Consider the following 23764-nt stretch of genomic DNA (forward strand, 5'->3'; position numbering starts at 1 on the left):
GGCGACCGCCCGCCCTTCACCGTCACCAGCCAGAACACCAACGACCGCACGCAGTTCACCGCCGTGATGAAAGCGGTCCAGGTGCCCCGGCCGGGGCCGGGACGGCCCCGGGTCCGGCCCGATCACGCCATCGGCGACAAGGGCCACAGCCCCAAGCCCATACGCGGTCGGCTGCGGCGACGGACCATCCGGCACACCATCGCGGAACGGTCCGACCACGTTCGCAACCCGCTCCGACGCGCCAGCCACGGCGGACATCCGCCGGCCTTCGACAGACGGGTCTACAAGCGGCGCAACGTCATCGAACGGTGCTTCACCCGCCTCAAACAGCGACGTGGCATCGCCACCCGCTACGACAAGACCGCCGAGTCCTACCAAACAGCCGTCACCCTCGCATCGCTCCTGATGCGAGCGTGACATCTGACGACAACTCCTAGCGGCTGTCCGACACACGAGCGCGGGGTCCACCGGCTGATCGGTGTCCGCGCCGCCCTGCGCGAGCTTCCCCACTCCCGGCCGGCGACGGGGCGCGCTCGGCGCACGCCCCGTCGGCGGTCCGTTCAGGACACGGCGTGCCGGGCGCCATACACCTGGCCAAGCAGGGAATCCTGTACGGGGACGCGCGGGATCGTGGCCCACCGGGACATGGGAGGGGGGAGCGTGGACTCGACGACGGCACTGGTCGCCTCCGCCGCGGCCCTCGCCGCGGCCGTGCTGGCCGTGGCGGTCGTGGTGCTCGTACGCCTGGTGCGCACCCGGCGCGAGCTGCGGCGCACCAGGCTTCCGACGGGCCCCCGCTGGATCTTCTGGGGCGCCGTGTTCTATTTCGTACTGCCGACCGACTTGTTGCCCGATCCCGTGTACCTGGACGACATCGGCGTGCTCCTCCTCGCTCTGCGCGGCCTGCGCGGGTCTCATACCCGGTGCCGCGGTGGGGCGAACTCTCCGGCCACTACGGAGCGTAAGGAAACCAATCACCCGTTCGATTCGTATAAGTGACTGGAAGTCCAAGGAAGAAGCGGACCAGGCGGCGTCAAAGGGGATCCCGCCTGACCGGGGGAACACCGACCCAGGGAGAGGCGATGCAACCCTTCGCGCTCAACTACGCACGTCCGGCAGCCCAGTTGGAGGCCGCCGCACCGTACGTCTATGACACGGGGCGACAGTTGAACGTGCTTCGGGACGGGCGCGTGGCCGCCTGCGACCACGCTTTGCTGAGGGAGTTGGCGACCACGACCTCCACAGCGGGCTCGAAGACACACTTCGACGACTGAACACCGACCGGACGACGATGACCGTTTTGATCCTGACCTGTGAAGAAGACGTGACCGCCGACATGGTGGTCGTCCACCTGAACTCCTCCGGGGTTCCGGTGGTCCGCCTGGACCCCGCCGACCTGCCCGGCGGTGTCGCGCTCTCCGGCGAGTACGTGCACGGCTCCTTCCAGGGTCATCTGTCGTCCGGTGGGCGGCTGGTGTGCATCGACGGACTGCGGTCGGTCTGGGTGCGAAGACCCGGCACCCCGGCCGGCCGCGCCGAACAGCCCTCCGCGTGGCTGACCGAGGAGACCTCCCAGGCGCTGTACGGGATGCTCCGCGGGTGCGGGGCGCGCTGGATGAACCATCCGGACGCGGCACGGCGTGCCCGGTACAAGCCGTGGCAGTTGCGTGTCGCGCAGTCGTCCGGGCTGCCCGTCCCGGCGACGCTGATCACGACGTTTCCGCGCGCCGCCGAGGAGTTCGCACAGCGGTATCCGGACCTGGTCGTCAAACCCGTGTCGGGGGCGCATCCGAAGGATCCGCCGCGGGCCGTGCCGACCAGCCGTGTCGCGCCGGACACGGATTTCTCCGCCGTCGCCTTCGGCCCGACGCTGCTGCAACGACGGATCGCCAAACGGGCCGACATCCGTCTGACCGCGGTGGGCGACCGGCTGCTCGCCGCCCGCAAGGCCGCCGATCCCGACGCGGCGGAGGTCGACGTCCGCTTCGCTCCCCCGACTTCGCCCTGGCGGCCCGCCGAGGTCCCGCCGCGCATCGCCGAGGCGGTCCACGCGTACCTGACGGAGACGCAACTGTCCTACGGCGCCTTCGACTTCGCCGAGGACGCCGACGGCCTGTGGTGGTTCCTGGAGTGCAACCAGTCCGGCCAGTTCGGCTTCGTCGAGGTGGAAACGGCCCAGCCGATCGCCCGCACCATCGCCGAGTGGCTGTCCTGTGCGGCCGATGAGGACCGCGCGCACGTCAACGGCAGGGACTCGTCCCTGCGCTGACGGTACGTGTCAGCGGGGTCCGGGCAGCAGCGCGCTGCGCTGCCAGCCGGTGCCCGGGTTGCCCTGGGGGCGCTCGGGGCCGAGTCCGTGGCCGGGGAAGTGCAGCGGGCGCATGACCAGCTCCAGCTCCCTGTGCACGCGCTCGGCCTCCCGGCGCACCTGGGCGGGTACGTCGCCGCATTCGGCGACGAGTCGGTCATAAATCGGGGAATCCTGGAACACCCGTCCACGCGCCTTTCGTGTCGTCTGCCCGTGCGATGGGCAACAACAGTCGAGTGTAGGCGCCGCGACAGGCCGGGGCAGGACATCACCAGAGCTCTTGACGCGAACCCGAGCCGGTCTCACGTCCTGGTCAGGCACCCGTGGTGGAGCCCGGCCGCACGATCATGAGAACGGTCACAGTGGCCCACAGGAGGTTGAACACCGCGGTGAACATGGCCGGCCGGACCGTGCCGGCGCGTTCGACGGTCCGCTGTCCGGCCAGTCGACCGAGGAGTTCGTCCTGGCCGGGCAGCACGCACGCGATCAGGATGCCCGCGGCGACGGTGGTCAGGGTGGGGGACGCGACGAGCGGGCCGTCGCCGAGGACGCCCATCGCGGCGGCGGCGGCGAAGCCCAGGACGGGAACCGCGATGCCAAGGCGGGCGTAGTCGCGGCAGATGCGGATGACGTGGTGCCCTTCGACATGGCCGCGCCCATGCAGACCTTCGGCTGGACGCGGCTGCCGGACGGCCGCCGCCCGTACCGGATCCGGCTGTGCGCCGCGGCGCCGGAGGTGCGCACGGAGGGCAGGGCGCTGCGCGTCGACCGGGGTCTGGAGACGTTGGAGGCCGCCGACACGATCATCGTGCCCGGCCGCTCCCCCGGCGCGGGCCCGCTCCGCGGGGATGGGCGGCGGCCCTGCGACGGGCACCCGCATCGCGTCCGTGTGCGTGGGCGCCTTCGTGCCGGCGGAGGCCGGGCTGCCGGACGGGCTGCGCGCCACCACGCACTGGGTGGCCGCGGCGGAACTGGCGCGCCTGTTCCGCCGGGTGGTCGGGACGACCCCGTACGCCTATGGCGCGGGGCCCGCGCGCCCGGCGGGACACCGGCAGCCGCCCCTTGGTTCACCCCGGGAGCGGGTCCCGGGGTGAACCAAGGGGCGGCTTTGCGGGCCGGGCGTCAGACGGCCAGCGACAGGCCGCTCTCGCCGTCCGGGTCCGTCACCGGTTCCTTGCCCATCAGCAGGGCGTCCGCCCTCTCGATCGCCTCATGGACTTCGGTGGTTCCCATCATCACGCACAGCGTGTAACTGACGTCCTCCAGTTCACGAGCCGCCGCCGGCATCTCCCGCTCCGCCTGAGCGATCTGCAGCGACGCGTACCGCGTCAGCAACGTCCTGACGACCTTCGGGTCCGGTACGAGCACGAAGCGCCCCTCTCTCGATTTTCGCTCCGTATGCCCGGAGCACCCGGAAGCATTCACCACACACGCACACCTGCTCAGAAATGGCGAAAATATGTCTCCGCCTGAACGGACACCGCCGGAGACCGACCGGTTACGGTCCCTGCCGGACGGCGACCGGGAAATCGCCCCCGTCGACCCGCTTCCCGGGCGGCCCTGAGCAGTTGAGCAGAGGGCACGACTCCTCACCCCGGACGGTGTACGACCCGATGAACCGCTACAGCCGCTTCCTGTCCACCCTGTACGTCCTCACCAGCGGACTCCTCGCCTGGACCGCGGTCCTCCAGTACCGGTACGGCCCGCTGTGGGCGGGGTTGCTGTTCACGGCGGCGGGCCTGGTCCCCACCGTCGCCGTCGTCCGCGAGAGCGTGATCGGCGACCAGGAGCGGGCCCTCGCCGAGCTGGCCGCCGGGCCGCGCCGGCCGGGCGAGCGAGTCGCCGACGCGATCGTGCACGCCGAGTTCGGCGCGGCCTGCTGCGAGCGGTGGTGGACGAGCCTGGGCACCGACCACGACGCGGCCTGCGCCCACCGCGCCCCGCGCAGCAGCGCGGCCTGACCGCCCCCGCGCGCCCCGCCGTACGCCGCGCGCGGGGCCGCGCGCCGATGCGCCGTCAGGCGACCTGCCCGCTGTGCAGGCCCGCGTAGGCACCGCCGCGGCGCAGCAGCTCCTCGTGGGTGCCGGTCTCCAGGATCCGGCCGTCCCCCATCACCACGATCCGGTCCGCACCGCGCACCGTGGACAGCCGGTGCGCCACGACGAACGTGGTACGGCCCCGCAGCAGCCGGGCGAGCGCCTGCTGGACGAGCGCCTCCGACTGGGTGTCCAGCGCCGACGTCGCCTCGTCCAGGACGAGCACCTTGGGGTCCCTGATGAGCGCGCGGGCGATGGCGAGGCGCTGCCGCTGCCCGCCGGACAGCCGCGCACCCCGTTCCCCGACGAGGGTGTCGAGCCCTTGCGGGAGCCGGTCCACGAACTCCAGCGCATTGGCGTCGCGCAGCGCCGCCCGTACCGTCTCCTCGTCCACGTCGTCCATACCGTAGGCGACGTTCTCGCGGACGGTGCCGTCGAACAGGATCGACTCCTGCGGCACCACGGACAGAAATCGCCGGTACGTGCGCAGGTCGAGGGTGTTCATGTCGGTCCCGTCGAGCAGGAGGCGGCCGGCCGTCGGGCGGATGAAGCCGATGACGAGGTTGAGCACGGTGGACTTGCCCGCTCCGGAGGCACCGACCAGGGCGATGGTCTCGCCGGGTTCGACGTCGAGCGTGAAGTCGCGGACCGCGGGCCGCCCGTCGGCCTCGTAGGCGTGGCCGACACCCTCGAAGGTGACGGCGCCGCGCAGCGCGGTCAGCTCGGCCTTGCCCTCGTTGTCCTCCAGCTCGGGCGCCTGGAGAACCTCGCCGACCGAGCGGACGGACTCCAGCCCCTTGGTGATGACCGGCGCCAGGCCCGCCAACGTTGTCGTGGAGTTGGTGAGCGTCGTCAGGAAGGCGCTGAGCATCACGACGTCACCGGCGGTGACGCCCCAGACGTCGTAGTACGAGATCAGCGCGGCGCCCGCCAGCACCAGGACGCCGACCACGTTGAGGACGACCCAGGCCAGCGAACCGAAGCGGCCGTTGAGCAGGTCCAGGCGCATCCCGGAGGTCAGCAGGCGGTGCAGGGTGCCGTCCATGCGGCGCAGTGCCTTGCCCTCCAGGCCGTGGGCGCGGGTGACCGGTATGAGCCGGGTCATCTCCGTCACACGGGAGGACAGGGTCTCCACCTCGTGCCGGAAGTCCTCGTTGTGGGTGCGCAGCCGGGCCCGGAGCCGGGCCACGAGGAGCGCGGCGGCGGGCACGACGACGAGGAAGACGGGCAGGAACTCCGGTGTGCGGACGCCGATGATGACGAGACCGCCGACGAGCACGGTGGTCGCGCCCAGCCCGGTCTCGGCGGTCTGCTGGACCATCTGCTCCACCGTCTCCACGTCGCGCACCACCTTGGCCTGGAGCACGCCGGCGCTGACGCGCGCGTGGTAGCCGATGGAGAGCTGCTGCATGCGGGTGCACAGCGCGGAGCGCAGCGCGGTGCCCATGCGGCGGACGCTGCCGTAGAGGAGTCGGACGTACAGCAGGTGCAGGGGGTAGTTGACCAGCAGGATGAACATGATGATCGCGGTGCTGGTCCAGAGCCTGCTGATGGGCTGGTGCTGGACGACGGTGTCGATGATGGACGCGGTGATGAGCGGCAGCAGCCAGACCGGGCTGTGCTTCACGGTGAAGACGACGACGGCCCCGGCCAGGCGCGAGCGGTCGGCGCGGAACAGATAGGCGAGCGTGCGTATCGGGTGCTCGCCGCGGTAGCGGTGGTCGAGTGGTTTCTCCAGCGACGACGCCATCGGCGGTGTTCCTCCCCGGGTTGCCTGAAACGATGGCAAGCGCTTTCTGCGCCAGTCGGTGAGGAGTACATCACGCCGTCCGGGCCGGGGACCACCGCGCGGCGGGCCGCCCCCTCCCCTCCCCCGCCGCCCGAGGAGGCAACGGCCTCAGTCGGCGAGGGCGCGAGCCAGCTCCGTGGTGGCCCTGGCGATCTCGGTGTCGCCCTCGTCCATGAGCTGATCGAGGGCGCCACGCCGGGCGCGGACGGCCTGCCGGGCCTTGCGCTCCCACACGACGTGGTTCTCGCGGTGGTTGAGCAGCTTGGGGTAGGCGGTGGCGGTGTTCTCCCACTGCCGTGCGTCGGCGATGTTCTTCAGCAGCTGGATGATCTGCGCGCGGCAGGTCACGTGGGGCAGCTGGGCGAGCTCCCAGAGGAAGGGAACGGTGGCGGCGGTCGCCTGCTCCACGACGAAGCCGTACTGGCAGATGCGTTTGCGCAGGTCGGCCAGCGCGGCCCGGGCGGTGTCGGCGTCACCCGAGGCGATGTCGGCGAGCAGCCCGGGGATGGCCGCCGCCGAGCCGGTGGAGTCCTGGATCTGCTCCCAGGGCACCTGGTGCACGGCGGCGAGGGGGCCGGAGCCGGTCTTCTCGGTGGGGAGCGTCCCGCGAGCTGTGCGCGGTGTGCTCGTCTGGTGCGTCGGAGCGGTGCGCATGGCGTGAGGCCTTTCCGCGGCAGTCATGTCAGATGGGGGGAAGGGTCAACCCGGTCGACAGCTTGGCCCAGACGGTCTTGCCTGCCGGAGGTCTCGGGGTCCAGCCCCACTCCTCGGACAGGGCGTCGACGAGGCACAGGCCGCGGCCGTGTTCCTCCAGGGCGTGACCGTCGGGCGGCCGGCACACGGGTGGGGCGTCGGCGGGGTCGGAGACGGCGAGCATCAGGTGCGTGGGGTCGAGCGCGAGGCCGAGCCGGACGTCCTGCTCATCCCCGGCGGCGCGCGGGACCGCGTGGGCCACGGCGTTGGAGGCGAGTTCGGTCAGGACGAGGAGCGCGTCGTCGGTGCGGTGGTCCAGGTCCCACCGGCACAGGGTGTCGCGCGTGAAGCTGCGGGCCCGGGCGAATCCCTCCCCGGTGCAGCCGATGCGCATCTCGACCGCCGGCCGGTGGAGCACGGTCGCCGGCCGCCGCAGCCGGCACTCACCGGGCGGGAGGACGCCTGCCGGCAACCCGCGGACCGGGCCCGCCGCACCGGCCCCCCACGGCAGGGGCGGACTCGGCATGCGGAGCTCTCGATGCGCAGGTGACGACACGACATCTCCCTGATGCGACGTCAGGACGGGGCGCTCCCCAAGGGGTTGACGCCCCGGCTATTATCCACGCCGATGGCGCTCCCGTGCAATTGCACGGGAAATTGCGCGAAAATCGATCGGGAGCAGTCAGGACCGACGAGCGTGCGGTCCGCTCCCTTCCGCGGCGGCCGTACGGCGGGCGCCGAGGACGCCAACAGCGAGGAGAATGCGGTGCCAGCAGTGCAGAACGGAGTGCGGGCGAGCTCGTTGGACGCCCGCTGGGTCAAGAGCCGCTACAGCAACGCCGAGGGCAACTGCGTCGAGGTCGCCCGGGTGGACGGCGGCGTCGCGATGCGCAACTCCCGCGACCCCGACGGGCCCGCGCTCGTCTACACGAACGCCGAGGTGGCGGCCTTCGTCGCCGGGGCGAAGGCGGGTGAGTTCGACCACCTGCTCTGAGGGCCGCGGGTCCGGGTCCGTGCGCGGCGGTTTTCGGCCAGCCGCCGCGCCGGGCCGGGCGGTGCGACGAACGCGTGCGCTCCCGCGGGCGGGCGGAAGCCCTCTCGGGCACGGCGAACGCGGGTGGGCGGCAGCCCCGTGGGCAGGGATGCGCGGGTGGGCGGGCGGCCACTCCCTGCGGGCGGGGCGGGCAAGGGCTCACGCGGGCGCGGGGAGCGCCCGCCGACGGAGGCTCGCGCGGGCGGCGAGAAGCGGAACGCGACCGCGCAATTTTCCGCGGCTTCCCTTCGGGGGTGCGACGGCGCAGAACCGGGTGAGATAGTGTAAGTCTCAATTCTGCCGGTCTGTTGGGGAGCCCAGGATGTCCGCCGAGTTGCAGCGCATCTCCCGCCTCGAACCCTATCTGGACCGGCCCGAGCCCGCGCCGACTCTGCTGAAGATGCTCGTCGGCGTGCAGCTGGCGGGTTTCCGCGAGGACGCGGGCTACTCCCAGGAGCAGGCGGCACGCGCACTCGGGTTCAGCCCGGCCAAGCTGTCGCGCATCGAGGCCGGCAAGGGCCGCAGACCTCCGACCGAGCGGGACGTCCGGGCACTGCTGGAGCTGTACGGCACCGAGCCCTACCAGGTGGACGTGCTGCTGAAGATTCTTCGGCGCGCCGGTGAGCCCGGCTGGTGGCAGCGTTACGACAAGCGGCTGATGCCGGAGTGGTTCGACCGTCTGGTCGGGCTCCAGGAGGCCGCCGCCACGATCCGTACGTTCGAGATCCAGTACGTGCCGGGGCTGCTCCAGACGGCCGACTACGCCCGCGCGGTCGTGGAGCGCGGCCTGCCCAACGTGCCCCCGGTCGAGGTGCAGCGCCGGGTGGAGCTGCGCATGCGGCGGTCGGGGCTGCTGCTGCGCGAGGACGCCCCGCAGCTGTGGGCGGTGATCGACGAATCCGTTCTGCTGCGCGTGCTGGGCAGTCCCGAGGTCATGCGGGAGCAGCTCAAGCACTTGGTGGAGATGGCGAAGCGGCCCAATGTGACGCTTCAGGTCGTGCCGCTCGACGTGACGAACGCGTCGGCACCCGCGATCCCCATCACCTATCTGCGCTTCAGCGGGCTCGACCTGCCGGACGTGGTGTATCTGGAGCACATCCGCAGCGCCAACTTCCTGGAGGACAGGGACGAGACGGAGGAGTACCGGCTCGCCCTGGACCGGCTGGCCGACGAGGCCCTCCCGCCGCGGGAGACGATCACCCTGCTGCGCGAGACGCTGGAGCAGCGTTATCCGGCCACGTCGTGAGTGCCGGGCGCCCGGCGGGGCGTCCTGATCGCGCCTGAGCGTGCGCGAAGGGCCGCCGGCGTCGGTCTCCCGACGCCGGCGGCCCTTCGTCCGTCGTGGCTAGGGGACGCGGCCCACGCCGCCGAACTCGATCCACTCCTGGGTGGCCTGACGCGGCGCCACCTCGGTGTCGGGGCGCCAGGTGGACACCTCCACCAGGCCCGGCTCCAGGATCTCCAGGCCCTCGAACAGCTCGGCGACGTCCTTCTCCTGGCGCACCCGGCCCCAGTGTCCCTGTGTCACCTGGTCCATGAAGTTCGTGACGAACTCACGGACCTTCGGGTCCTCGCTGACCAGCTGGCACATGACCATGATGCTGCCGGGGACCAGCCGCTCCCGCACCCGGCGGGCCACCGCGAGCGGTCCGTCGGTCTCGCTGTCCGGGATGCAGTGGAAGACGGAGTTGAACAGCACGGCGACCGGCTCGGAGAAGTCGATCAGACGCTCGGTGTCGGGGTGCGCGAGGATCGCCTCCGTCTCGCGCATGTCGGCGTGGATGACGGCGGTGCGGTCGTTCTGGTCGAGCAGGGCGCGGCCGTGCACCAGGACCATCGGGTCGTTGTCGACGTAGACCACGCGCGCCTCGGGGGCGATGCGCTGGGCGACCTGGTGGACGTTGTCCTGCGTGGGCAGGCCGGAGCCGTGGTCCAGGAACTGCCGTATGCCGTACTCGGCGGTGAGGACCTTCACGACCCGCTGCAGGAAGCGCCGGTTGTTCAGGGCGAGTTGGCGGGTGCTGGGCACGACCTTGTCGAGTTCCGCCACGGCTGCCCGGTCGGCGGCGTAGTTGTCCTTGCCGCCCAAGTAGTAGTCGTACATGCGGGCGGCCGTGGGTACGTTGGCGTTGATCTCCGTGGACAGCTGCTTTCCCGGTTGCATGGTTCCCCCAGCATCACTACGCGCCAACTGCGCTGGCCTGACTGAGAGTACATCCTAGGGAGGTGCCGTTCGGCGAAACCAGTCCGCCTACGCAGGACGCTTCAGCGGGTGTCCAGTTCCGCGGCCGGCGACGGGTGCGCCCGGCCCGCCGGAAGGGAGTTCCGGCGGGCCGGAGCAGTGGGGCTCAGCTGCCCGACTTCAGGTACTCCTCGACGCCGGGCGCCTCGTGGGCCTCCTCCGCCTGCACGATCCCGCCGACCGCCTTGGGGTCGGGCTTGAGAATGTAACTCGACACGCTCGCGGGGCGGTTGACGTCGGAGAAGTCCTGCGGGGTGCCGAGTCCGGTGTCGGCGTTCTTCTGCGCGCGGTGCGCCTTGACCACGTCCTCACGGGCCAGGCTGCCGTCCTCGCAGGCCTTCTTCAGGTCCTGGCCGAGGAGTTGGGCGGCGTTGTACCCGGACAGCACGCCGGAGTCGACCTGGGAGCCCGGGTACTTCTTCTGGTAGGCGGCGACCATGCTCTTCACGCCGGGCAGGTCCGAGCTGACGGCCGGGGCCGCGCTGACCACGCTGAGCATGGCCTCCAGGGCGGGCGCGGCGGGGGTCTTCATCAGCTGCGGGGCGAAGCCGGGCGCGCTGCTGACGACCGGGACGCGCAGCCCCTTGGAGGCGGCCACGCCGACCAGGGAGGCGGTCTGGGCGGGTCCGGCGCTGATCAGGACGGCCTTGACGCCCGCCTTGCGGAGCGCGGAGACCTGCGCGGACAGGTCGGTGTCCGTCGCCTTGATCTTCTGGCCGGTGATCTTCAGCCCGGCCCGCTTCGCGGCCCAGGTGGAGCCCTCCAGCGCGTTGGTGCCGTAGTCCCCCTCGAAGTAGACGTGGCCGATGGTGTCGCCCTTCTTCAGGCCCTTGGTGCGGGTGAGGAAGTCGACGGCGCCGATCATGTCGACGTCGTAGGTGGTGCCGAGGACCTGCACGGGGTCCTTGCCGAGCAGGGAGGCGGCCCACGCCTGCGGGAAGGTGAGCACCTTGTCGCGTTCGATGTCGTCGAGCAGGGCCGCGACCACCGGGGAGCCGATGACCTGCGGCATGGCGACGACGTCCGGGGCGATGTCGGCGTAGGCGGTGACCGCCTTCTGCACGTCGTAGCCGTGGTCCTTGACGACGATCTCGATCTTGCGGTCGCAGATGCCGCCCTTGGCGTTGGTCTCGTCGGCCCACATCTGCTGGGCCTGCACGATGCTCTTGCCGAGGGTGGCGTAGGGGCCGGTCAGGTCGGTCAGGGCGCCCAGCTTGATGGTCTTGGCGGTGACGCCGGGACCGCCCTTGACGCCGTCGCCGCCCTTCTCGGTGCTGGTGCCGCTGTCCGCCTTGGAGCTGCAGCCGGTGACCGCGAGGAGCACGGCCGAGAGGGCCGAGGCAGCGATGACTCTGGTGGTGCGGTGCCTGGAGTGCGTGTTCACGGGGTGTGCTCCTTGGTTCGTGCGGGTGAGGGTTCGGGTGACGACGGGATGGTCTCGGCGGGTGGGGTGTCGGGCCGTCGGCGGCGCAGCCGGGCGCGGGTGCGCCGGGCCAGTCCGTGCAGGCCGTCGGGGGCGTAGAGGAGGATCACGACGATGGCGGCGCCGTACAGGTAGCGGGCCGCCTCGGTCGGGCCGACCGAGCCCTCGCCGGAGCCGGGTGCGGTCACCAGGGGGAGCTGGTCGGCGTAGCGGGTCATCAGCAGCGGCAGCGCGGTCACGAAGACGGCTCCCGCGGTGGCTCCGGCGACGGAGCCGAGGCCGCCGATGACGATCATGGCGAGGTAGTCGACGGACAGGACGAGTCCGAAGTAGTCGGGGACCACGCGGCGGAAGGAGAGGGCGAGCAGGACGCCGGCGAGGCCCGCGTACATGGAGGAGACGACGAAGGCGGCGGAGCGGTAGCGGGCGACGTTGACGCCCATCACGGACGCCGCGGTCTCGCTGTCGCGCAGCGCCACGAGGGCGCGTCCGGGACGGCCGCGCAGCAGTCCGCGCGCGGTGAACCAGGTGAGGGCGAGCAGGGCGAGACCCAGGTACCACAGCCGTTCCTCGGCGCCGAACGGCACGCCGAGCACGACCAGTTCGGGGTCGGCGGTCGTGAAGGCGAACCCGCCGATCTCCAGGGGCGGTACGGAGCGTCCGTTGAAGCCGCCGGTGACGGAGTCGGCGGTGAGCAGGACGTGGTGGCCGATGAAGACCAGGGCGAGGGTGGCGACGCCGAGGTAGATGCCGCGCACGCGGCCCGCGACGGGGCTGAACAGTCCGCCCGCGGCGCCGGCCAGCAGCACCGCGAGGACCATCGCGAGCGCCGGTGACAGGCCGGGGCCGGGCTCGCCCGCGAGCCAGACGTAGCCGTAGGCGCCGACGGCGAGGAAGAAGGCGTGGCCGAGGGAGAGCTGGCCCGCGGTGCCGCTGAGCAGGCCGAGGCCGACGGCGCCGATGGCCGCGGCCATGGAGAACAGGCCGATGCGCAGCCAGAACGCGTCGAGGTAGAAGGGCAGGGCGCTGAGCAGGACGAGCGGCAGCGCCAGTCGCAGCAGGCGGGCGGTGAGGTCAGACACGAGCCGCTCCCCTCGCGCCGAACAGTCCGGTGGGCCGGATCAGGAGCACCACGATCATCACCGCGTACGGGGCGACGTCGCCGAATCCTTCGCCGAGGACGTGCAGGTCGGACTGGTATCCGGCGACCAGGGCCTCGGTCAGGCCGATGATCATGCTGCCGGCGAGGGCGCCGGTGGGTGAGGCCATGCCGCCGAGGATCGCGGCCGGGAACGCCTTGAGGGCGATCTGGCCGGTGGTGCGTTCCAGGCCGGGCGCCGGGAACGCGGCGAGGAACACGGCGGCCAGCGCGGCGAGCGCTCCGGCCAGGCACCAGGCGAGGGTGCGGACCCGGACCAGGCGCACGCCCATCAGGGAGGCCGCCTCCACGTCCTCGGCCGCCGCGCGCAGCGACAGGCCCCAGGGTGTGAACCGGAAGAGGGCGAAGACGGCGCCGATGACGACGGCGGACACCACGATCGCGGCGAGCCGGCTGTCGGCGACGGTGATCGGTCCGAGGCCGCTCACCGAGTCGCCCCACGGGTCGCCCATGGAGAGCAGGTCGCCGCCGATGCGGCGGGCCAGGTCGGTGAGCAGGACGATGTCGACGCCGATGGTCACGATGGTCTGCACGTGCGCGTGCCGGGGGTCCGGGTCGCCGCGTTGCAGCAGGAAGCGGTCCATGGCGCCGGCCACGGCCGCCGTGGCCAGGACGCCCACCGCGAGGGCGCCGGCGAAGCCGAGGTCGTCGTGGAGGACGGCGGTGAGGTAGCCGCCGAGCAGGAGCAGGGAGCCGTGCGCGAAGTTCATCACGCCGGAGGCCTTGAAGATGACGACGAAGCCGAGGGCGACCAGGGCGTAGACGGAGCCGAGGGCGATGCCGTTCAGGACGTTGTCGAGGAAGCCGGTCATGCCACGTCCTCCTGCGGGGTCTCCGTGCCGAGGTAGGCGCGCAGCACCTCGGGGTCCTGGCGGACCCGGTCCGGGGTGCCGTGGGCGATGACGCGGCCGAAGTCGAGGACGGTGACCTCGTCGGCCAGGCGCATCACCAGGCCCATGTCGTGCTCGACGAGCACCACGGACAGGCCGAGGCGGTCGCGGACGGTACGGACGACTTCGGCGGTGCGGGCGCGCTCGGCGCCGTTCATGCCGGCCACGGGTTCGTCGAGCAGCAGCACGCTGGGCTCCAGGCAGAGGGCGCGGGCGAACTCCACGCGCTTGCGGTCGCCGTACGACAGCAGCGCGACCGGTGAGTCGAAGTGCTGTTGGAGACCGACGAGTTCGGCGATCTCGCGGGCGCGGGCGAGGTGTTCGCGCTGTTCGCGCACGGCGCGCGGCAGACGCAGGGCGCTGGCGGCGAAGCCCGCGCGGGTCAGGGCGTGCCGGCCGAGCATCAGGTTGTCGGCGACGGTGCCCTCGGTGGTGACGATGTTCTGGAAGGTGCGGGCCACGCCGAGCGCGGCGATGCGGTGCGGGGCGAGCCGGGTCAGCTCGGTGCCGCCGAGCCGGACGGTGCCGGTGGCCGGGCGGTACAGGCCGGACAGCACGTTGAAGCAGGTCGACTTGCCGGCGCCGTTGGGTCCGATGATGGCGTGCACGGAGCCGGGGGCGACGGTGAAGGACACCTCGTCGAGCGCGGTCAGCCCGGCGAACCGGACGGTGACGTCGCGGACTTCGAGCTCGGGCGGCGCGGTGGTACGGGCGGTCACGCGGCCCCCTGGTCGTCGGCGGCCTCGCCCAGGTACAGGCGGCGCACGGCGTCGGTGCGGGCGAGTTCGCCGGCGGGTCCGGACAGGCCGATCTCGCCGACCTCCAGGACGTAGGCGTGCTGGGCGAGCGACAGGGCCATGCCGGCGTTCTGCTCGACCAGCAGGACGGCGGTGCCCTGGGCGTTGATCTCGCGGACCACCTCGGCGATCCGCTGCACCATCTGCGGGGCGAGGCCGAGGGACGGTTCGTCGAGGAGCAGCAGGCGCGGGGCGGCCATCAGGGCGCGGCCGATGGCGAGCATCTGCTGCTCGCCGCCGGACAGCAGGCCCGCGGCCTGGTGGGTGCGCTCGGCGAGCCTCGGGAAGAGGGTGAACACCCGGTCGCGGGCCTCGCGGACCAGCTCGGGCTTGCGGCGGCCGAGGCCGAGGCCGCCGGAGCGCAGGTTCTCGTCCACGGTGAGGCCGGCGAACACCCGGCGGCCCTCGGGGACCTGGACGACTCCGGCGCGGACGGCGGCGACCGGGTCGCGGCCGTCGAGCGTGGTCTCGCCGTAGCGGATGGTGCCGGCCGTGACGGCCCCGCGATGCAGGCGCAACGTGCCCGACACGGCCCGCAGCAGCGTCGTCTTGCCCGCGCCGTTGGCGCCGAGCAGTGCGACGACGCCGCCGTGCGGGACGGTCAGGGACACGGAGCGGAGGGCGGACAGGGCGCGGCCGTAGGTCACGTCGAGGCCCTCGACGTGCAGGGCCTGTTCCCCGTCCGGTGGTGCGTGGGACATCGCGGCTCCTCGGGTCCGTGCCGGTCGCGGCACGGGTCTTCTGCTGAAGGTGAAGGGGTGCTCACGACAGCACGGCCGCCGGGCACGGGTACAGGCCTTCAGGCCCGTACGCTGCGTCGTTACAGCGTGGGCGGGGGGAGGTTGTGCGGGTGCCCAGGGGTGGTGGGCGGGTGGGTTTACGGACGTCCGGACGGGGTGGGCGGGTGAGGCGCGCGCCCGGGCAGCGGGGCTGGTCACACGGGCAGTGGGGGCGGCGGGTCCCTGAGGCGTGCGGTGCGGCAGTGGGGGTGGCGGGTCCTTGAGGCGTACGGCGGGGCGGCAGGGCCGTTCGGCACGGCGGCTGGGGCGGCAGGTACTTGACGCGTGCGGCGCGGCGGCTGGGCCGTGCGGGACGGCGGAGGGGTGGCAGGTCCTTGACGCTGCGGCGTGCGTCCGGGCAGCAGGGCCCGTAAGGCGCGCGCCCGGGCGCCGGCGGCGTGGCGGGCGGTGGCCGGGCGGCGAGGCGGCGAGGTCGGAGGCCCGCGGCCTCCGGGTGTCAGTCGCGCAGGAGGCGGTGGCCGGTCAGGGCGAGGCTGATTTCCACGACGTCCGCGGGGCGGGCCAGGCAGCGGCCGGTGAGCTGCTCGCAGCGGCGGAGCCGGTTCAGGACGGTGTTGCGGTGGCAGTACAGGCGCTCGCCGGCGCGCTGGGCGGAACCGTCGCAGGCGAGCCACGCGGCCAGGGTGTCCAGCAGGACGTCACGGTCGGCGGGCTCCAGGCTCAGCAGCGGGCCCAGGACCCGCCCCACGAGGGCCTTGCCGAGCCCCGGGGAGGAGACGACGAGGGCGGCGGACAGGTGTTCCGGCAGCCGTATGGTGCCGCCCTCCTCGGGACAGATGGCGAGCGCGGTGTCGGCCGACCTGCGGGCGTCCCCGACCGCGGCCAGGCCCTCCACCGCGCTGCCCACGCCGATACGGGCGCCGGGCGGGGCCTGGACGGCCGGGGCGGCCAGTTCGCCGTCGCCGACGAGGACGATGCCGTAGTCGACCTCGACGCCGGTGTGCCAGTGGACGCGCATGCCCTCGGGCACGGCGGCGGCCCGGGCGGCGGCGCACGCCGAGGGGTGGCCGCCCGCCACGGCGACGACGACGTACCGCGCGTGTTCCGGCAGGTCGAGGGCGCGTGCGGCCTCGGGCAGGTCGGAGATCCGGCTGGTGCCGTCGAGCAGCGCCCCGGCCAGCAGCCGCACCCGGTTCTCGCGCCGCCAGGTCATCTGCCGCTCGACCTGCCGGTAGGCGTCGGCGACCAGGCTGCAGTGCTCGTCCACGAAGTTCCACACGTCGGACGCCACGTGCACGAGGAGCCGTACGTCCTCGGGGGCCGTACGGGAGGTCTCCTCGACGAGTCCCTGCCACACCAGGGAGCCGCCCAGCCGGAAGGCGTGCAGCAGGGCGTCCAGCGGGAGGCCCTGCTCGGCACGCCCGGCACCGATCTTCCAGGAGCAGCGGCGGGCCGCCTCGCGGGCGTCACGCGGGTCGATCAGCGAGGCCACGCTGTGCCGCAGCGACCGGTGCACCTCCTGCCAGGTGCCGACCGGGTCGCTCTCGATGGTGGCGCGGTAGGCCGGCTCCTGTTCCCGGAGCGCGGCGATCAGCCGGTCGGTGAGGTCGGGCAGGTCCTCCATCAGGGTCCGGGCGGCCCGGTGCAGGACCCGCAGGGCGTCGGCGTCGATCAGGGACCGGACGCGGCGCGGCCGGGCTCCCGGTGCGGGCGCGGGCGCCCGGCGAATCGCTGTGCGTGACCGTACGGCGTGCTGCATCGCGGTCCTCCCCCACGTTCGGCTGTCCGCGGTGCGTCCGTCCCCGGTCATCCCGTCGGTCCCGGGGCGCGGACGCCCGTGCGGTGGCTGCCGCCTGACTCGTCCTGCACCGAAGGATGGCATACCGTCCGGTCGGTCCCTAGGTCTGTGCACGGGTCTTTTCGGCCTGCTCGACCAGTCGGGCCAGTTCGACACGGGATCGCACTCCAACTGCCGCGAAGACGTTACGAAGGTGGTAGTCGACCGTGCGGGTGCTCACCGCCAGCCGCAGCGCGACTTCGCGGTTGGTGGCACCTTCGGCCACGTACCGCGCGATGCGCAGCTGCTGCGGGGTGAGGCGGGCGAGCGGGCCCGCGCCGGTGCCGTAGGAGGTGGTGCGGGCGGTGCCGGGGCCGGTGCCGTGCGGGGCGGCGCCGTTGGCCCGGAGTTCGCCGCGGGCCTGTTCGGCCCACACCCGGGCGCCGCAGCGCTCGAAGCCGACGAGTGCGGCACCGAGGCGGTCGCGGGCCTCGCGCAGCCGGCGCCGGCGGCGCAGCCACTTGCCGTAGAGCAGTTCGGTGCGGGCGCGCTCGAAGTCGCCGTCCGCCTCCTCGTGCCGGGCGAGGGCCCGCAGGTAGAGGGCGTCGGTCTCGTCCGGGCCGGCCAGCAGGGCGTGGCAGCGGGCGAGCTGTGCGGGCGCGGGCGGGTCGGCCCCGAAGTCGGCCCACAGGGCGAACTCCGCCACGACCGTCCGGGCGTCGTCGGGCCGTCCGGCGAGCGCCGCGGCCTCGACGTAGCAGGGTACGGCGAGCATCCAGACGGCGAAGTGGCCGCGCCGGGGGCCGGGGCGCACCAGCGGTCCGAGCCGGTCGGCGGCGTCGAGGGGCCGGCCGCGGCCCAGGTCGGCGCGGGCCGCCGCCCATTCGGCGAGGGTGGCCGCCTGCGCCAGTCCGTGCCGTCTGGCCGTCGTCAGCGCGGCGGACACGTGTACGTCGACGGCGGCCGTGTCGCCCTCGATGGAAGCCGCGAGGGCGAGGACGGCGTGGTGCTGGGCGGCGGTGTTGCGCTGCCCCGTGCGGTGCGCGGCCCGCAGGCCCTCCTCGGCGTGGGCCCGCGCCTGGGCGTGCCGACCGGCGCGGAGTTCGGCGTAGGCGAGGTACTCCAGGGCCTGCGGTACGAGCGCGGCGGGTCCGAGGTTGCGCGCCGCGGCGAGGGCGCGGGCGCCGGCCCGGCGGGCGGCGGCCACGTCGCCGAGCAGCAACCCTGCGGCGGCCGACTTCAGCAGCGCCTGCGGCCGGACATCGGCCCCGGACTGCGCGACGACACGCCGCAGCGGTCCGAGGGCCTGATCGAGGCGGGCTTCGAGTACGGCCCGCATGCCGAGCCGGTAGTCGGCGAGGAGGGCACGCTCGCTGTCGCTCGCCTGGGACACGGAGGGCTGGAGGGCACGCTCGGCATCGTTCCTCCCGGGCGTGGGCGGCCGGAGGTCAGGGGTTCCCGCAGTCGGGGCGCCAGGCCTCCCGGTCTCCGCGGAACCAGGCCCCTCTCCCCGCAGCGCCACCAGGCACCCCCGCATGTCCCCCGCCGCCCACGCGGCGTCCGCTGCCGCGAGGGTGGCGCGGGCCGCGGCGTCCGGGGCGCCGGGGGTCAGCAGGGCGGCGGCGAGGAGGAGGGACTCGTGGGCGTCGGCGACGTGACCGTCCCGCAGGCCGGCCGTGCCACGGACGAGTTCGGCGCGGCCCCGTGTCACGGCCGGCGCGGACCCGCACTGGGCCGGGACCAGGAGGCGGAGCGCGCGGTGCGGGCGCCCGGCGAGCAGCGCGTGTTCGGCCGCGGCCGTGTAACGCGCGGCACGGTCCGGGCCCTCGGGCGTCAGCTCGGCGGCGCGGGTGAGGGCCACGGCGCGCAGCAGGTGCGGCGCGGCGGGCGACTCCTCGGCCGCGGCGGCCAGTTCGGCGGCCGTGCGCGGCGCGGGGCCCGGCGTGGCCCAGGCCCGGTGCAGCAGGGCGGGCAGGGCGCGCCCGTCGGCGTCCAGCTCGGCGGCGAGCGCCCGGTGCGCGGCGCGGCGCCGCTCGGGTGGGGCGGCGGCGTACACGGCCCTGCGGATGAGATCACCGGCGAACCGGAACCCGCCGTCGACGGCCACCAGCACGTCGGGGACGTCGTCCGGATGCCACGCCCCCGGCCTCACCGGGGCGGCTCCCCCACCGAGCACGCCACCATCCCCCGAAGGCCACACCCCCGGCCTCACCGGAACGGCTCCCCCACCGGGCACGCCACCATCCCGCAGAGGCCACGCCCCCGGCTCCTCCGGAACGGTCCCCCCACCGAGCACACCACCATCCTCCGAAGGCCACACCCCCGGCCTCACCGGAACGGCTCCCCCACCGGGCACGCCACCGTCCCCCGGCCGCCGCACGGGCCGACCGGTGCATTCGCTGTCCGCGCCCGTACCGTCCGATGTCCCCGGGCTTCCCGCTGCCTTGCCGACGGGCCCACCGCCGTCCCCCAGGCGCCACACGGCCTGCCCCGCAGAGCCCGGCCCCACGACCGGGCCGCCCGACTTCCCCGGGCTTCCCGCCACCCCGCCAACGGACCCACAGCCGTCCCCGGGCCGCCGCACCACCCGGCCCGCGAGCCCGGTCTCGTCCAGTGGCTCCCCCGGACCCCGCTTCTCCCCACCACCCGGCGCGCCCGAGACATCTCCCGGACGCCATCCCCCGAATCTCTCCCGGACCGCTCCCACGCCGCCCCCCGGTCCCCGTGCCCCCCAGCCCACGAACCCGGCATCCCCCGCCCCCCGCGACACCCCACCCAGCGCCCGGCCGCCCGCGCCCCAAGCCGGCACCCTCCCCGCAGCCCTGCGCAGCAGCCCCGCGTCCACGGTCACGTCGTCCGACTCCCGCAGGGCCGCCGCCGCGGTCAGCAGCAGGTCGTGGGCGTCGGCCGGTATGTCGGTCAGGTGGTGTCCGGCCACCCCGGTCAGCGTCGCGGGGTCGGCCGTCGGCCGGGGCAGTGGGCGGCTGCCGTGCAGTTCGGCGGGTGACAGGCGGCGGACGAGGGCGAGCAGCAGTGCCGGGTTGCCGTCGGCCTCCTCCAGCAGTTCCGCGCGTACGGCCGGGTCGACGTCGCCGCCCGTGGCGTCCTCCAGCAGCGCGGAGGCCTGCGGCGGGGTCAGCGGGTCCAGGCCCACGGTCGGCAGGCCGGCGAAGTCCCGGCCGGCCGCGCGATGGGCGGCGAGGGTCAGCAGCAGGCCAACGCCGGGGGTCGAGGCCAGGCACGCCGCGGTCCGGGCGAGCGCGGCCCGGGAGGGGCCGTCCCAGCGGTGCGCGTCGTCCACGCACACCAGCAGCCGGCGTCCCGCCGCGGCGGCCCGCAGCGCCCCCAGCAGGGCGCCGGCCGCCGAGTCGGCGTCGACCGGGTCCCCGTAGGGGGCCGGCCCGGTCCCGGCGAGTGCGGCGGCCTCGCCGATCAGCTCCCGCACGGCCGTGTACGGTTCGCGGTGTGCGGACGGGCCGGGACGCGCCTGGAGCACGGGCCCGGCGGTGAACGACCCGGCGGCGTGGGCGACGAGGGCGGTGCGGCCCAGGCCGGGCTCCCCGGTCAGGACGAGGACGCCGCCGCCGGTGGCGGTCCGGTCCGACAGGGCGGCCACTGCGCGCCGTTGGGTGCTCCGGCCGTGGATCCTCGGGGCCGTCCTCACGGTCGTCTCTGCGGTCATTCCCGTGACGTTACTTGCGCGTAACGCTAGGCGGAAGGCCTACCTCCGCAGCAACGGGGCCCGGCATCGACACGGTCACCTGCGCTTTGGCGCGACAGGGGCCGCCGCAGTGTGTGCCGCCGCCCAGCGCCGGGGCCGCCCCGTGCTGCGCGGGCACAACGCCGACGGCGGTCGCGCTGTGCGCGACCGCCGCGGGGTGTGGTGCGGGTGGGGCGTCAGGAGGTGTGCGGGCAGTTGCCCCGGTACTCCTCGATGGTCGTGCTCGGCCGCGGGATCGGGCACAGGAACTGCTCGTAGCGGGTGTCGTTGTCGATGAACCGCTTGAGCCAGGAGATGCTGTACTTCGCGATCGTCGTGTTGTTGGAGTTCGGGGTGAAGTGCGAGGCGCTGTTCAGCTCCAGGTAGGCGCGGTCCAGGGTGGACGGCAGGCTGGTGTAGAACGGCTCGGAGTGGGACGACACGGGCGCGATCGTGTCGCCGTCCGCGCCGATGATCAGGGTGGGTGTCCTGACCTCGGGCCAGGTCTTGTCGGTGTTCCAGGGGGTGAGCGGGATGGCCGCCTGGAGGGAGGGCCGGGACTTGGCGGCCTCCAGGCTGCCGCCGCCGCCCATCGAGTGGCCCATGACGCCGAGGCGGGTACTGTCGATGCGGGTCCTGACGGAGCTGCGCTGGGTCAGGTAGTCCAGGGCCGCGAGCAGCTGACGGCCGCGCGAGTCCGGCTGGTCGTACCGGCTCAGGGTGTCGATGGTGAAGACCACGAAGCCCTGGGAGGCCAGGCGCGGGCCGAGCCAGGACATCGAGGACTGGTCGGCGGTGTAGCCGGGCGAGACGACGACGGCGCCGAACGTTCCGTCGCTGGTGCTGGTCGGGTAGTAGACGGTGCCGCCGCCGAAGCCGCTGACCAGGAGCGAGGACACGGAGGTCTCCGACACGGCGTACGGGCCGCGCAGCGCCTCGATGCTGGAGACGGTGGGCGCGGGGCCGCGCTCGTAGGGGTTGTCCGCGGCGTGGGCGCCCGGGCTCGTGAGGGTGCCGAGTCCGATCACCGCGGCGAGCGCCGCCGCCGCGCCGGCGAGCCGGCCCGTCCGGCGCCGGGGGGCACGGTGCTCGGTGGGGAGTGGTGCGGCGGGGGACTGCAGGTGCTGCTGCACGACGAGTCGTCCTCTCTGTCGTGGCGAGCCGCCGGCCGGCGTGGAGCACATGGGGACGACGCGCGGAACGCGTCGGTGGCGCCGGCGGGCGCTGCCGTTTGGGTGGCCCTGACAATGTCGGGGCCACCCCCCGCCGCGGGGACCGGCAATCTCACCGGTCTCCTCGGTCTCCCGGCCGTGGCATCCGGCCGCCGGGCGCTCAGCCCTTCAGGCCGGACCGCGACACCCCCTCGATGACCCAGCGCTGCGCGACGACGTACAGCAGCAGGACGGGGACGCTGGCGATGACCGCGCCGGCCATCAGCAGGTCGTAGTGGATGTTGTTGGCGTTCTGGAAGTTGGCCAGGCCCGCCGGGAGGGTCAGTGCCTCGGGGCTGAGCAGCACGTACAGCGGCCACAGGAAGTCGTTCCAGTTGGCGAGGAACGCGAGCATGCCGAGGGTGGCCAGGGCGGGTCTGGTGAGCGGGAGCACCACCTTGACGAAGATCTGCCAGCGGTTGGCGCCGTCGATCTCCGCCGCCTCCTCCAGTTCGCCCGGCAGCGTCAGGAAGAACTGCCGCAGGAAGAACACCCCGAACGCGCTGGCCGCCCCGGGCACGATCACGGCCGGCAGGCTGTCGACCCACGCGAACTCGTTCACGATGAGGAAGTTGGGGATCAGCAGCACCATCGGCGGCACGAACAGCGTCGCCACCACCGCCGTGAAGACGGCCGTACGTCCGCGGAACCGCATGCGCGCCAGGGCGTACGCGGCCGGGGTCGCCGTCACCAGCACGAGCAGGGTGTGGGCCGTGGCCGCGAGGACGCTGTTGAGCAGCCAGCGCAGCACCGGGCTGTCGCTCGCGCCGAGCACGGTGCGGTAGGCATCGAGGGTGGCCGGCGACGGGATCCACTGCGGGTCGGTGGAGCCCGCGTCGGGGCTGTTCTTGAAGGAGGTGACCAGCATGTACAGCAGCGGGCTGAGGTACAGGGCCGCCACCACGGCGAGGATCAGATGCAGCAGGGAGCGGCGCAGCCGCCGCCGGGCGCCGGTCGCCCGTCCGGTGTCCGGCAGGGTGTCGGTGCGGGTCATCGGTCCTCCTGCCGCTCGCGGAAGATGCGGAAGACGACCGCGCTGGCGGCCATGAGCGCCAGCGCGAGCACGAAGCTCATCGCGGACGCGGACCCCATCTCGAAGCGGCGCAGTCCGGTCTCGGCGATCAGGTAGATCGCCGTCTTGGTCTCGTCGGCCGGCGCGCCCGCGGTGATCAGGTACGACTGGCCGAACATGTTGGCCGAGGCGAGCAGCGTGGAGTTGACCACGAACAGGGCCACCGGCCTCAGGCCCGGCAGGGTGACGTGCACGAAGCGCTGCCAGGCGTTCGCGCCGTCGACGCGGGCCGACTCGTACAGCTCCGCGGGGATGTCCTGGAGCCCGGCGAGGTAGATGACGGCGTTGAAGCCGAGGGTCCACCAGACGGTGACGAGGACCAGCGCCCACCAGGCGGCCGGGGTGTCGGTGGTCCACTGGACGTCGTCGGGCAGTCCGAGCACGCCGAGGTAGTGGTTGACCATGCCGATGTTGCCGTCCAGCAGGAACCGCCAGAGCAGGCCGACGACGGCCACGCCGAGGACGTACGGGGCGAAGTAGACCGCCCGGTACAGGTTCCGGCCGCGGAACTTGCCGTTCATCAGCAGGGCGACCAGCAGGGGCACGACGAGCAGGAACGGCAGGGACAGCGCCGTGAAGACACCGGTGGCCCGCATCGACTGCCAGAAGCGGGGCGCGTCCACGGAGTCGGGGGTGAACAGCTCCCGGTAGTTGTCCAGTCCGACGAACGGCTTCGCGGACACGTTGATGTCCCAGGCGTGCAGGCTGATCCACAGCCCGTAGCCGATCGGCACCACGACGAAGGTGAGGAACAGCACCAGGTACGGCGCCATGAAGAGGTAGGGGGTCCACCAGCGGTATCGGGTGGTGGCCCGGGGCGAGTCGCCGCCCGGGGCCTTGCCGGCCCGGGCGGCGGACTGCCGCGTGGTCAGCGGCTGCACCATGGGGCGGGCC

General features: G+C 73.3%; 23 protein-coding genes and 1 pseudogene. 7 read left to right on the forward strand and 17 right to left on the reverse strand.

What is annotated here, in order from left to right; genetic code table 11:
- From AB0M97_RS18035 to tgmB, 4 genes are all read left to right on the forward strand, one after another.
- On the forward strand, window positions 1-417 hold a 417-nt coding region (locus AB0M97_RS18035; RefSeq protein WP_365961843.1), incomplete at its 5' end, for a transposase.
- Between the two features lie 243 nt (window positions 418-660).
- Window positions 661-999 (forward strand): YkvA family protein, encoded by a 339-nt coding sequence (locus tag AB0M97_RS18040; protein WP_365961844.1) that lies wholly within the window; start codon window positions 661-663, stop codon window positions 997-999.
- An 83-nt stretch (window positions 1000-1082) separates the two neighbouring features.
- Window positions 1083-1274 (forward strand): putative ATP-grasp-modified RiPP, encoded by a 192-nt coding sequence (gene tgmA, locus AB0M97_RS18045; protein ID WP_365961845.1) that lies wholly within the window; start codon window positions 1083-1085, stop codon window positions 1272-1274.
- Between the two features lie 17 nt (window positions 1275-1291).
- A complete protein-coding gene (gene tgmB, locus AB0M97_RS18050; protein ID WP_365961846.1) occupies window positions 1292-2269 on the forward strand; it encodes an ATP-grasp ribosomal peptide maturase in 978 nt (325 codons plus the stop codon).
- A gap of 9 nt (window positions 2270-2278) precedes the next feature.
- On the opposite strand, the gene AB0M97_RS18055 is transcribed toward tgmB, so the two are convergent.
- From AB0M97_RS18055 to AB0M97_RS18065, 3 genes and pseudogenes are all read right to left on the reverse strand, one after another.
- Window positions 2279-2491 (reverse strand): hypothetical protein, encoded by a 213-nt coding sequence (locus tag AB0M97_RS18055; protein ID WP_365961847.1) that lies wholly within the window; start codon window positions 2489-2491, stop codon window positions 2279-2281.
- A gap of 130 nt (window positions 2492-2621) precedes the next feature.
- A pseudogene (locus tag AB0M97_RS18060) lies at window positions 2622-2933 on the reverse strand (hypothetical protein); the annotation flags it as partial.
- Window positions 2934-3430: 497 nt separating this feature from the next.
- Window positions 3431-3676 carry a DUF5133 domain-containing protein gene (locus AB0M97_RS18065; RefSeq protein WP_365961848.1) on the reverse strand — a complete coding sequence of 82 codons (246 nt, stop codon included), beginning with the start codon at window positions 3674-3676 and terminating at the stop codon, window positions 3431-3433.
- A 245-nt stretch (window positions 3677-3921) separates the two neighbouring features.
- Here AB0M97_RS18065 and AB0M97_RS18070 point away from each other — a divergent pair, with 245 nt between their 5' ends.
- A complete protein-coding gene (locus tag AB0M97_RS18070) occupies window positions 3922-4269 on the forward strand; it encodes a hypothetical protein (RefSeq protein ID WP_365961849.1) in 348 nt (115 codons plus the stop codon).
- A 55-nt stretch (window positions 4270-4324) separates the two neighbouring features.
- Here the strand turns inward: AB0M97_RS18070 and AB0M97_RS18075 are convergent, their stop codons facing one another.
- The 3 genes from AB0M97_RS18075 to AB0M97_RS18085 form a co-directional block, all read right to left on the reverse strand.
- A complete protein-coding gene (locus tag AB0M97_RS18075) occupies window positions 4325-6094 on the reverse strand; it encodes an ABC transporter ATP-binding protein (protein WP_365961850.1) in 1770 nt (589 codons plus the stop codon).
- Window positions 6095-6241: 147 nt separating this feature from the next.
- Window positions 6242-6787, reverse strand: coding sequence for a hypothetical protein (locus AB0M97_RS18080; RefSeq protein WP_365961851.1), 546 nt, complete (start codon window positions 6785-6787; stop codon window positions 6242-6244).
- Between the two features lie 28 nt (window positions 6788-6815).
- Entirely contained in the window at window positions 6816-7406 is a 591-nt protein-coding gene (locus AB0M97_RS18085; protein WP_365961979.1) for an ATP-binding protein, read from the reverse strand.
- Between the two features lie 186 nt (window positions 7407-7592).
- Between AB0M97_RS18085 and AB0M97_RS18090 the strand changes: the two genes are divergently transcribed.
- Window positions 7593-7820: a DUF397 domain-containing protein gene (locus AB0M97_RS18090; RefSeq protein ID WP_365961980.1), complete on the forward strand. Its 228-nt coding sequence runs from the start codon at window positions 7593-7595 to the stop codon at window positions 7818-7820.
- A gap of 361 nt (window positions 7821-8181) precedes the next feature.
- Window positions 8182-9105 (forward strand): helix-turn-helix transcriptional regulator, encoded by a 924-nt coding sequence (locus AB0M97_RS18095; RefSeq protein WP_365961852.1) that lies wholly within the window; start codon window positions 8182-8184, stop codon window positions 9103-9105.
- Window positions 9106-9204: 99 nt separating this feature from the next.
- Here AB0M97_RS18095 and AB0M97_RS18100 read toward each other — a convergent pair whose 3' ends face one another.
- From AB0M97_RS18100 to AB0M97_RS18150, 11 genes are all read right to left on the reverse strand, one after another.
- The gene (locus AB0M97_RS18100; RefSeq protein ID WP_365961853.1) at window positions 9205-10023 is read right to left on the reverse strand and encodes an SAM-dependent methyltransferase; all 819 of its coding nucleotides are present in this window, start codon (window positions 10021-10023) and stop codon (window positions 9205-9207) included.
- A 184-nt stretch (window positions 10024-10207) separates the two neighbouring features.
- Complete coding sequence (locus AB0M97_RS18105) at window positions 10208-11485, reverse strand: ABC transporter substrate-binding protein (protein WP_365961854.1); 1278 nt, start codon at window positions 11483-11485, stop codon at window positions 10208-10210.
- The gene (locus AB0M97_RS18110; RefSeq protein ID WP_365961981.1) at window positions 11482-12585 is read right to left on the reverse strand and encodes a branched-chain amino acid ABC transporter permease; all 1104 of its coding nucleotides are present in this window, start codon (window positions 12583-12585) and stop codon (window positions 11482-11484) included. The genes AB0M97_RS18105 and AB0M97_RS18110 overlap by 4 nt, the downstream gene beginning before the upstream one ends.
- Before the next feature lie 13 nt (window positions 12586-12598).
- Window positions 12599-13495 carry a branched-chain amino acid ABC transporter permease gene (locus tag AB0M97_RS18115; RefSeq protein ID WP_365961855.1) on the reverse strand — a complete coding sequence of 299 codons (897 nt, stop codon included), beginning with the start codon at window positions 13493-13495 and terminating at the stop codon, window positions 12599-12601.
- Window positions 13492-14292 (reverse strand): ABC transporter ATP-binding protein, encoded by an 801-nt coding sequence (locus tag AB0M97_RS18120; RefSeq protein WP_365961856.1) that lies wholly within the window; start codon window positions 14290-14292, stop codon window positions 13492-13494. The genes AB0M97_RS18115 and AB0M97_RS18120 overlap by 4 nt, the downstream gene beginning before the upstream one ends.
- Window positions 14289-15071 (reverse strand): ABC transporter ATP-binding protein, encoded by a 783-nt coding sequence (locus AB0M97_RS18125; RefSeq protein WP_365961857.1) that lies wholly within the window; start codon window positions 15069-15071, stop codon window positions 14289-14291. Before AB0M97_RS18125 ends, AB0M97_RS18120 begins: the two co-directional genes overlap by 4 nt.
- Window positions 15072-15606: 535 nt before the next feature.
- Complete coding sequence (locus AB0M97_RS18130) at window positions 15607-16869, reverse strand: helix-turn-helix domain-containing protein (RefSeq protein WP_365961858.1); 1263 nt, start codon at window positions 16867-16869, stop codon at window positions 15607-15609.
- Between the two features lie 139 nt (window positions 16870-17008).
- Window positions 17009-20569, reverse strand: coding sequence for a helix-turn-helix transcriptional regulator (locus AB0M97_RS18135; protein ID WP_365961859.1), 3561 nt, complete (start codon window positions 20567-20569; stop codon window positions 17009-17011).
- Between the two features lie 215 nt (window positions 20570-20784).
- Window positions 20785-21720, reverse strand: a complete 936-nt coding sequence (locus AB0M97_RS18140) for a dienelactone hydrolase family protein (RefSeq protein ID WP_365961861.1) — start codon at window positions 21718-21720, stop codon at window positions 20785-20787.
- 199 nt (window positions 21721-21919) lie between these two features.
- Window positions 21920-22792 carry a carbohydrate ABC transporter permease gene (locus AB0M97_RS18145; RefSeq protein ID WP_365961862.1) on the reverse strand — a complete coding sequence of 291 codons (873 nt, stop codon included), beginning with the start codon at window positions 22790-22792 and terminating at the stop codon, window positions 21920-21922.
- A complete protein-coding gene (locus AB0M97_RS18150) occupies window positions 22789-23754 on the reverse strand; it encodes a sugar ABC transporter permease (protein WP_365961863.1) in 966 nt (321 codons plus the stop codon). Before AB0M97_RS18150 ends, AB0M97_RS18145 begins: the two co-directional genes overlap by 4 nt.
- Window positions 23755-23764: the final 10 nt, after the last annotated feature.

Source organism: Streptomyces sp. NPDC051207 (assembly GCF_040682395.1).
Taxonomy (GTDB): domain Bacteria; phylum Actinomycetota; class Actinomycetes; order Streptomycetales; family Streptomycetaceae; genus Streptomyces.

What these genes read in the sequence shown, in the direction of transcription:
- tgmA (WP_365961845.1), top strand. Translation starts at nt 1,083, where the DNA reads ATGCAACCCTTCGCGCTCAACTACGCACGTCCGGCAGCCCAGTTGGAG.
- tgmB (WP_365961846.1), top strand. Translation starts at nt 1,292, where the DNA reads ATGACCGTTTTGATCCTGACCTGTGAAGAAGACGTGACCGCCGACATG.
- AB0M97_RS18070 (WP_365961849.1), top strand. Translation starts at nt 3,922, where the DNA reads ATGAACCGCTACAGCCGCTTCCTGTCCACCCTGTACGTCCTCACCAGC.
- AB0M97_RS18075 (WP_365961850.1), bottom strand. Translation starts at nt 6,094, where the DNA reads ATGGCGTCGTCGCTGGAGAAACCACTCGACCACCGCTACCGCGGCGAG.
- AB0M97_RS18080 (WP_365961851.1), bottom strand. Translation starts at nt 6,787, where the DNA reads ATGCGCACCGCTCCGACGCACCAGACGAGCACACCGCGCACAGCTCGC.
- AB0M97_RS18095 (WP_365961852.1), top strand. Translation starts at nt 8,182, where the DNA reads ATGTCCGCCGAGTTGCAGCGCATCTCCCGCCTCGAACCCTATCTGGAC.
- AB0M97_RS18100 (WP_365961853.1), bottom strand. Translation starts at nt 10,023, where the DNA reads ATGCAACCGGGAAAGCAGCTGTCCACGGAGATCAACGCCAACGTACCC.
- AB0M97_RS18115 (WP_365961855.1), bottom strand. Translation starts at nt 13,495, where the DNA reads ATGACCGGCTTCCTCGACAACGTCCTGAACGGCATCGCCCTCGGCTCC.
- AB0M97_RS18125 (WP_365961857.1), bottom strand. Translation starts at nt 15,071, where the DNA reads ATGTCCCACGCACCACCGGACGGGGAACAGGCCCTGCACGTCGAGGGC.
- AB0M97_RS18130 (WP_365961858.1), bottom strand. Translation starts at nt 16,869, where the DNA reads ATGCAGCACGCCGTACGGTCACGCACAGCGATTCGCCGGGCGCCCGCG.
- AB0M97_RS18135 (WP_365961859.1), bottom strand. Translation starts at nt 20,569, where the DNA reads ATGACCGCAGAGACGACCGTGAGGACGGCCCCGAGGATCCACGGCCGG.
- AB0M97_RS18145 (WP_365961862.1), bottom strand. Translation starts at nt 22,792, where the DNA reads ATGACCCGCACCGACACCCTGCCGGACACCGGACGGGCGACCGGCGCC.
- AB0M97_RS18150 (WP_365961863.1), bottom strand. Translation starts at nt 23,754, where the DNA reads ATGGTGCAGCCGCTGACCACGCGGCAGTCCGCCGCCCGGGCCGGCAAG.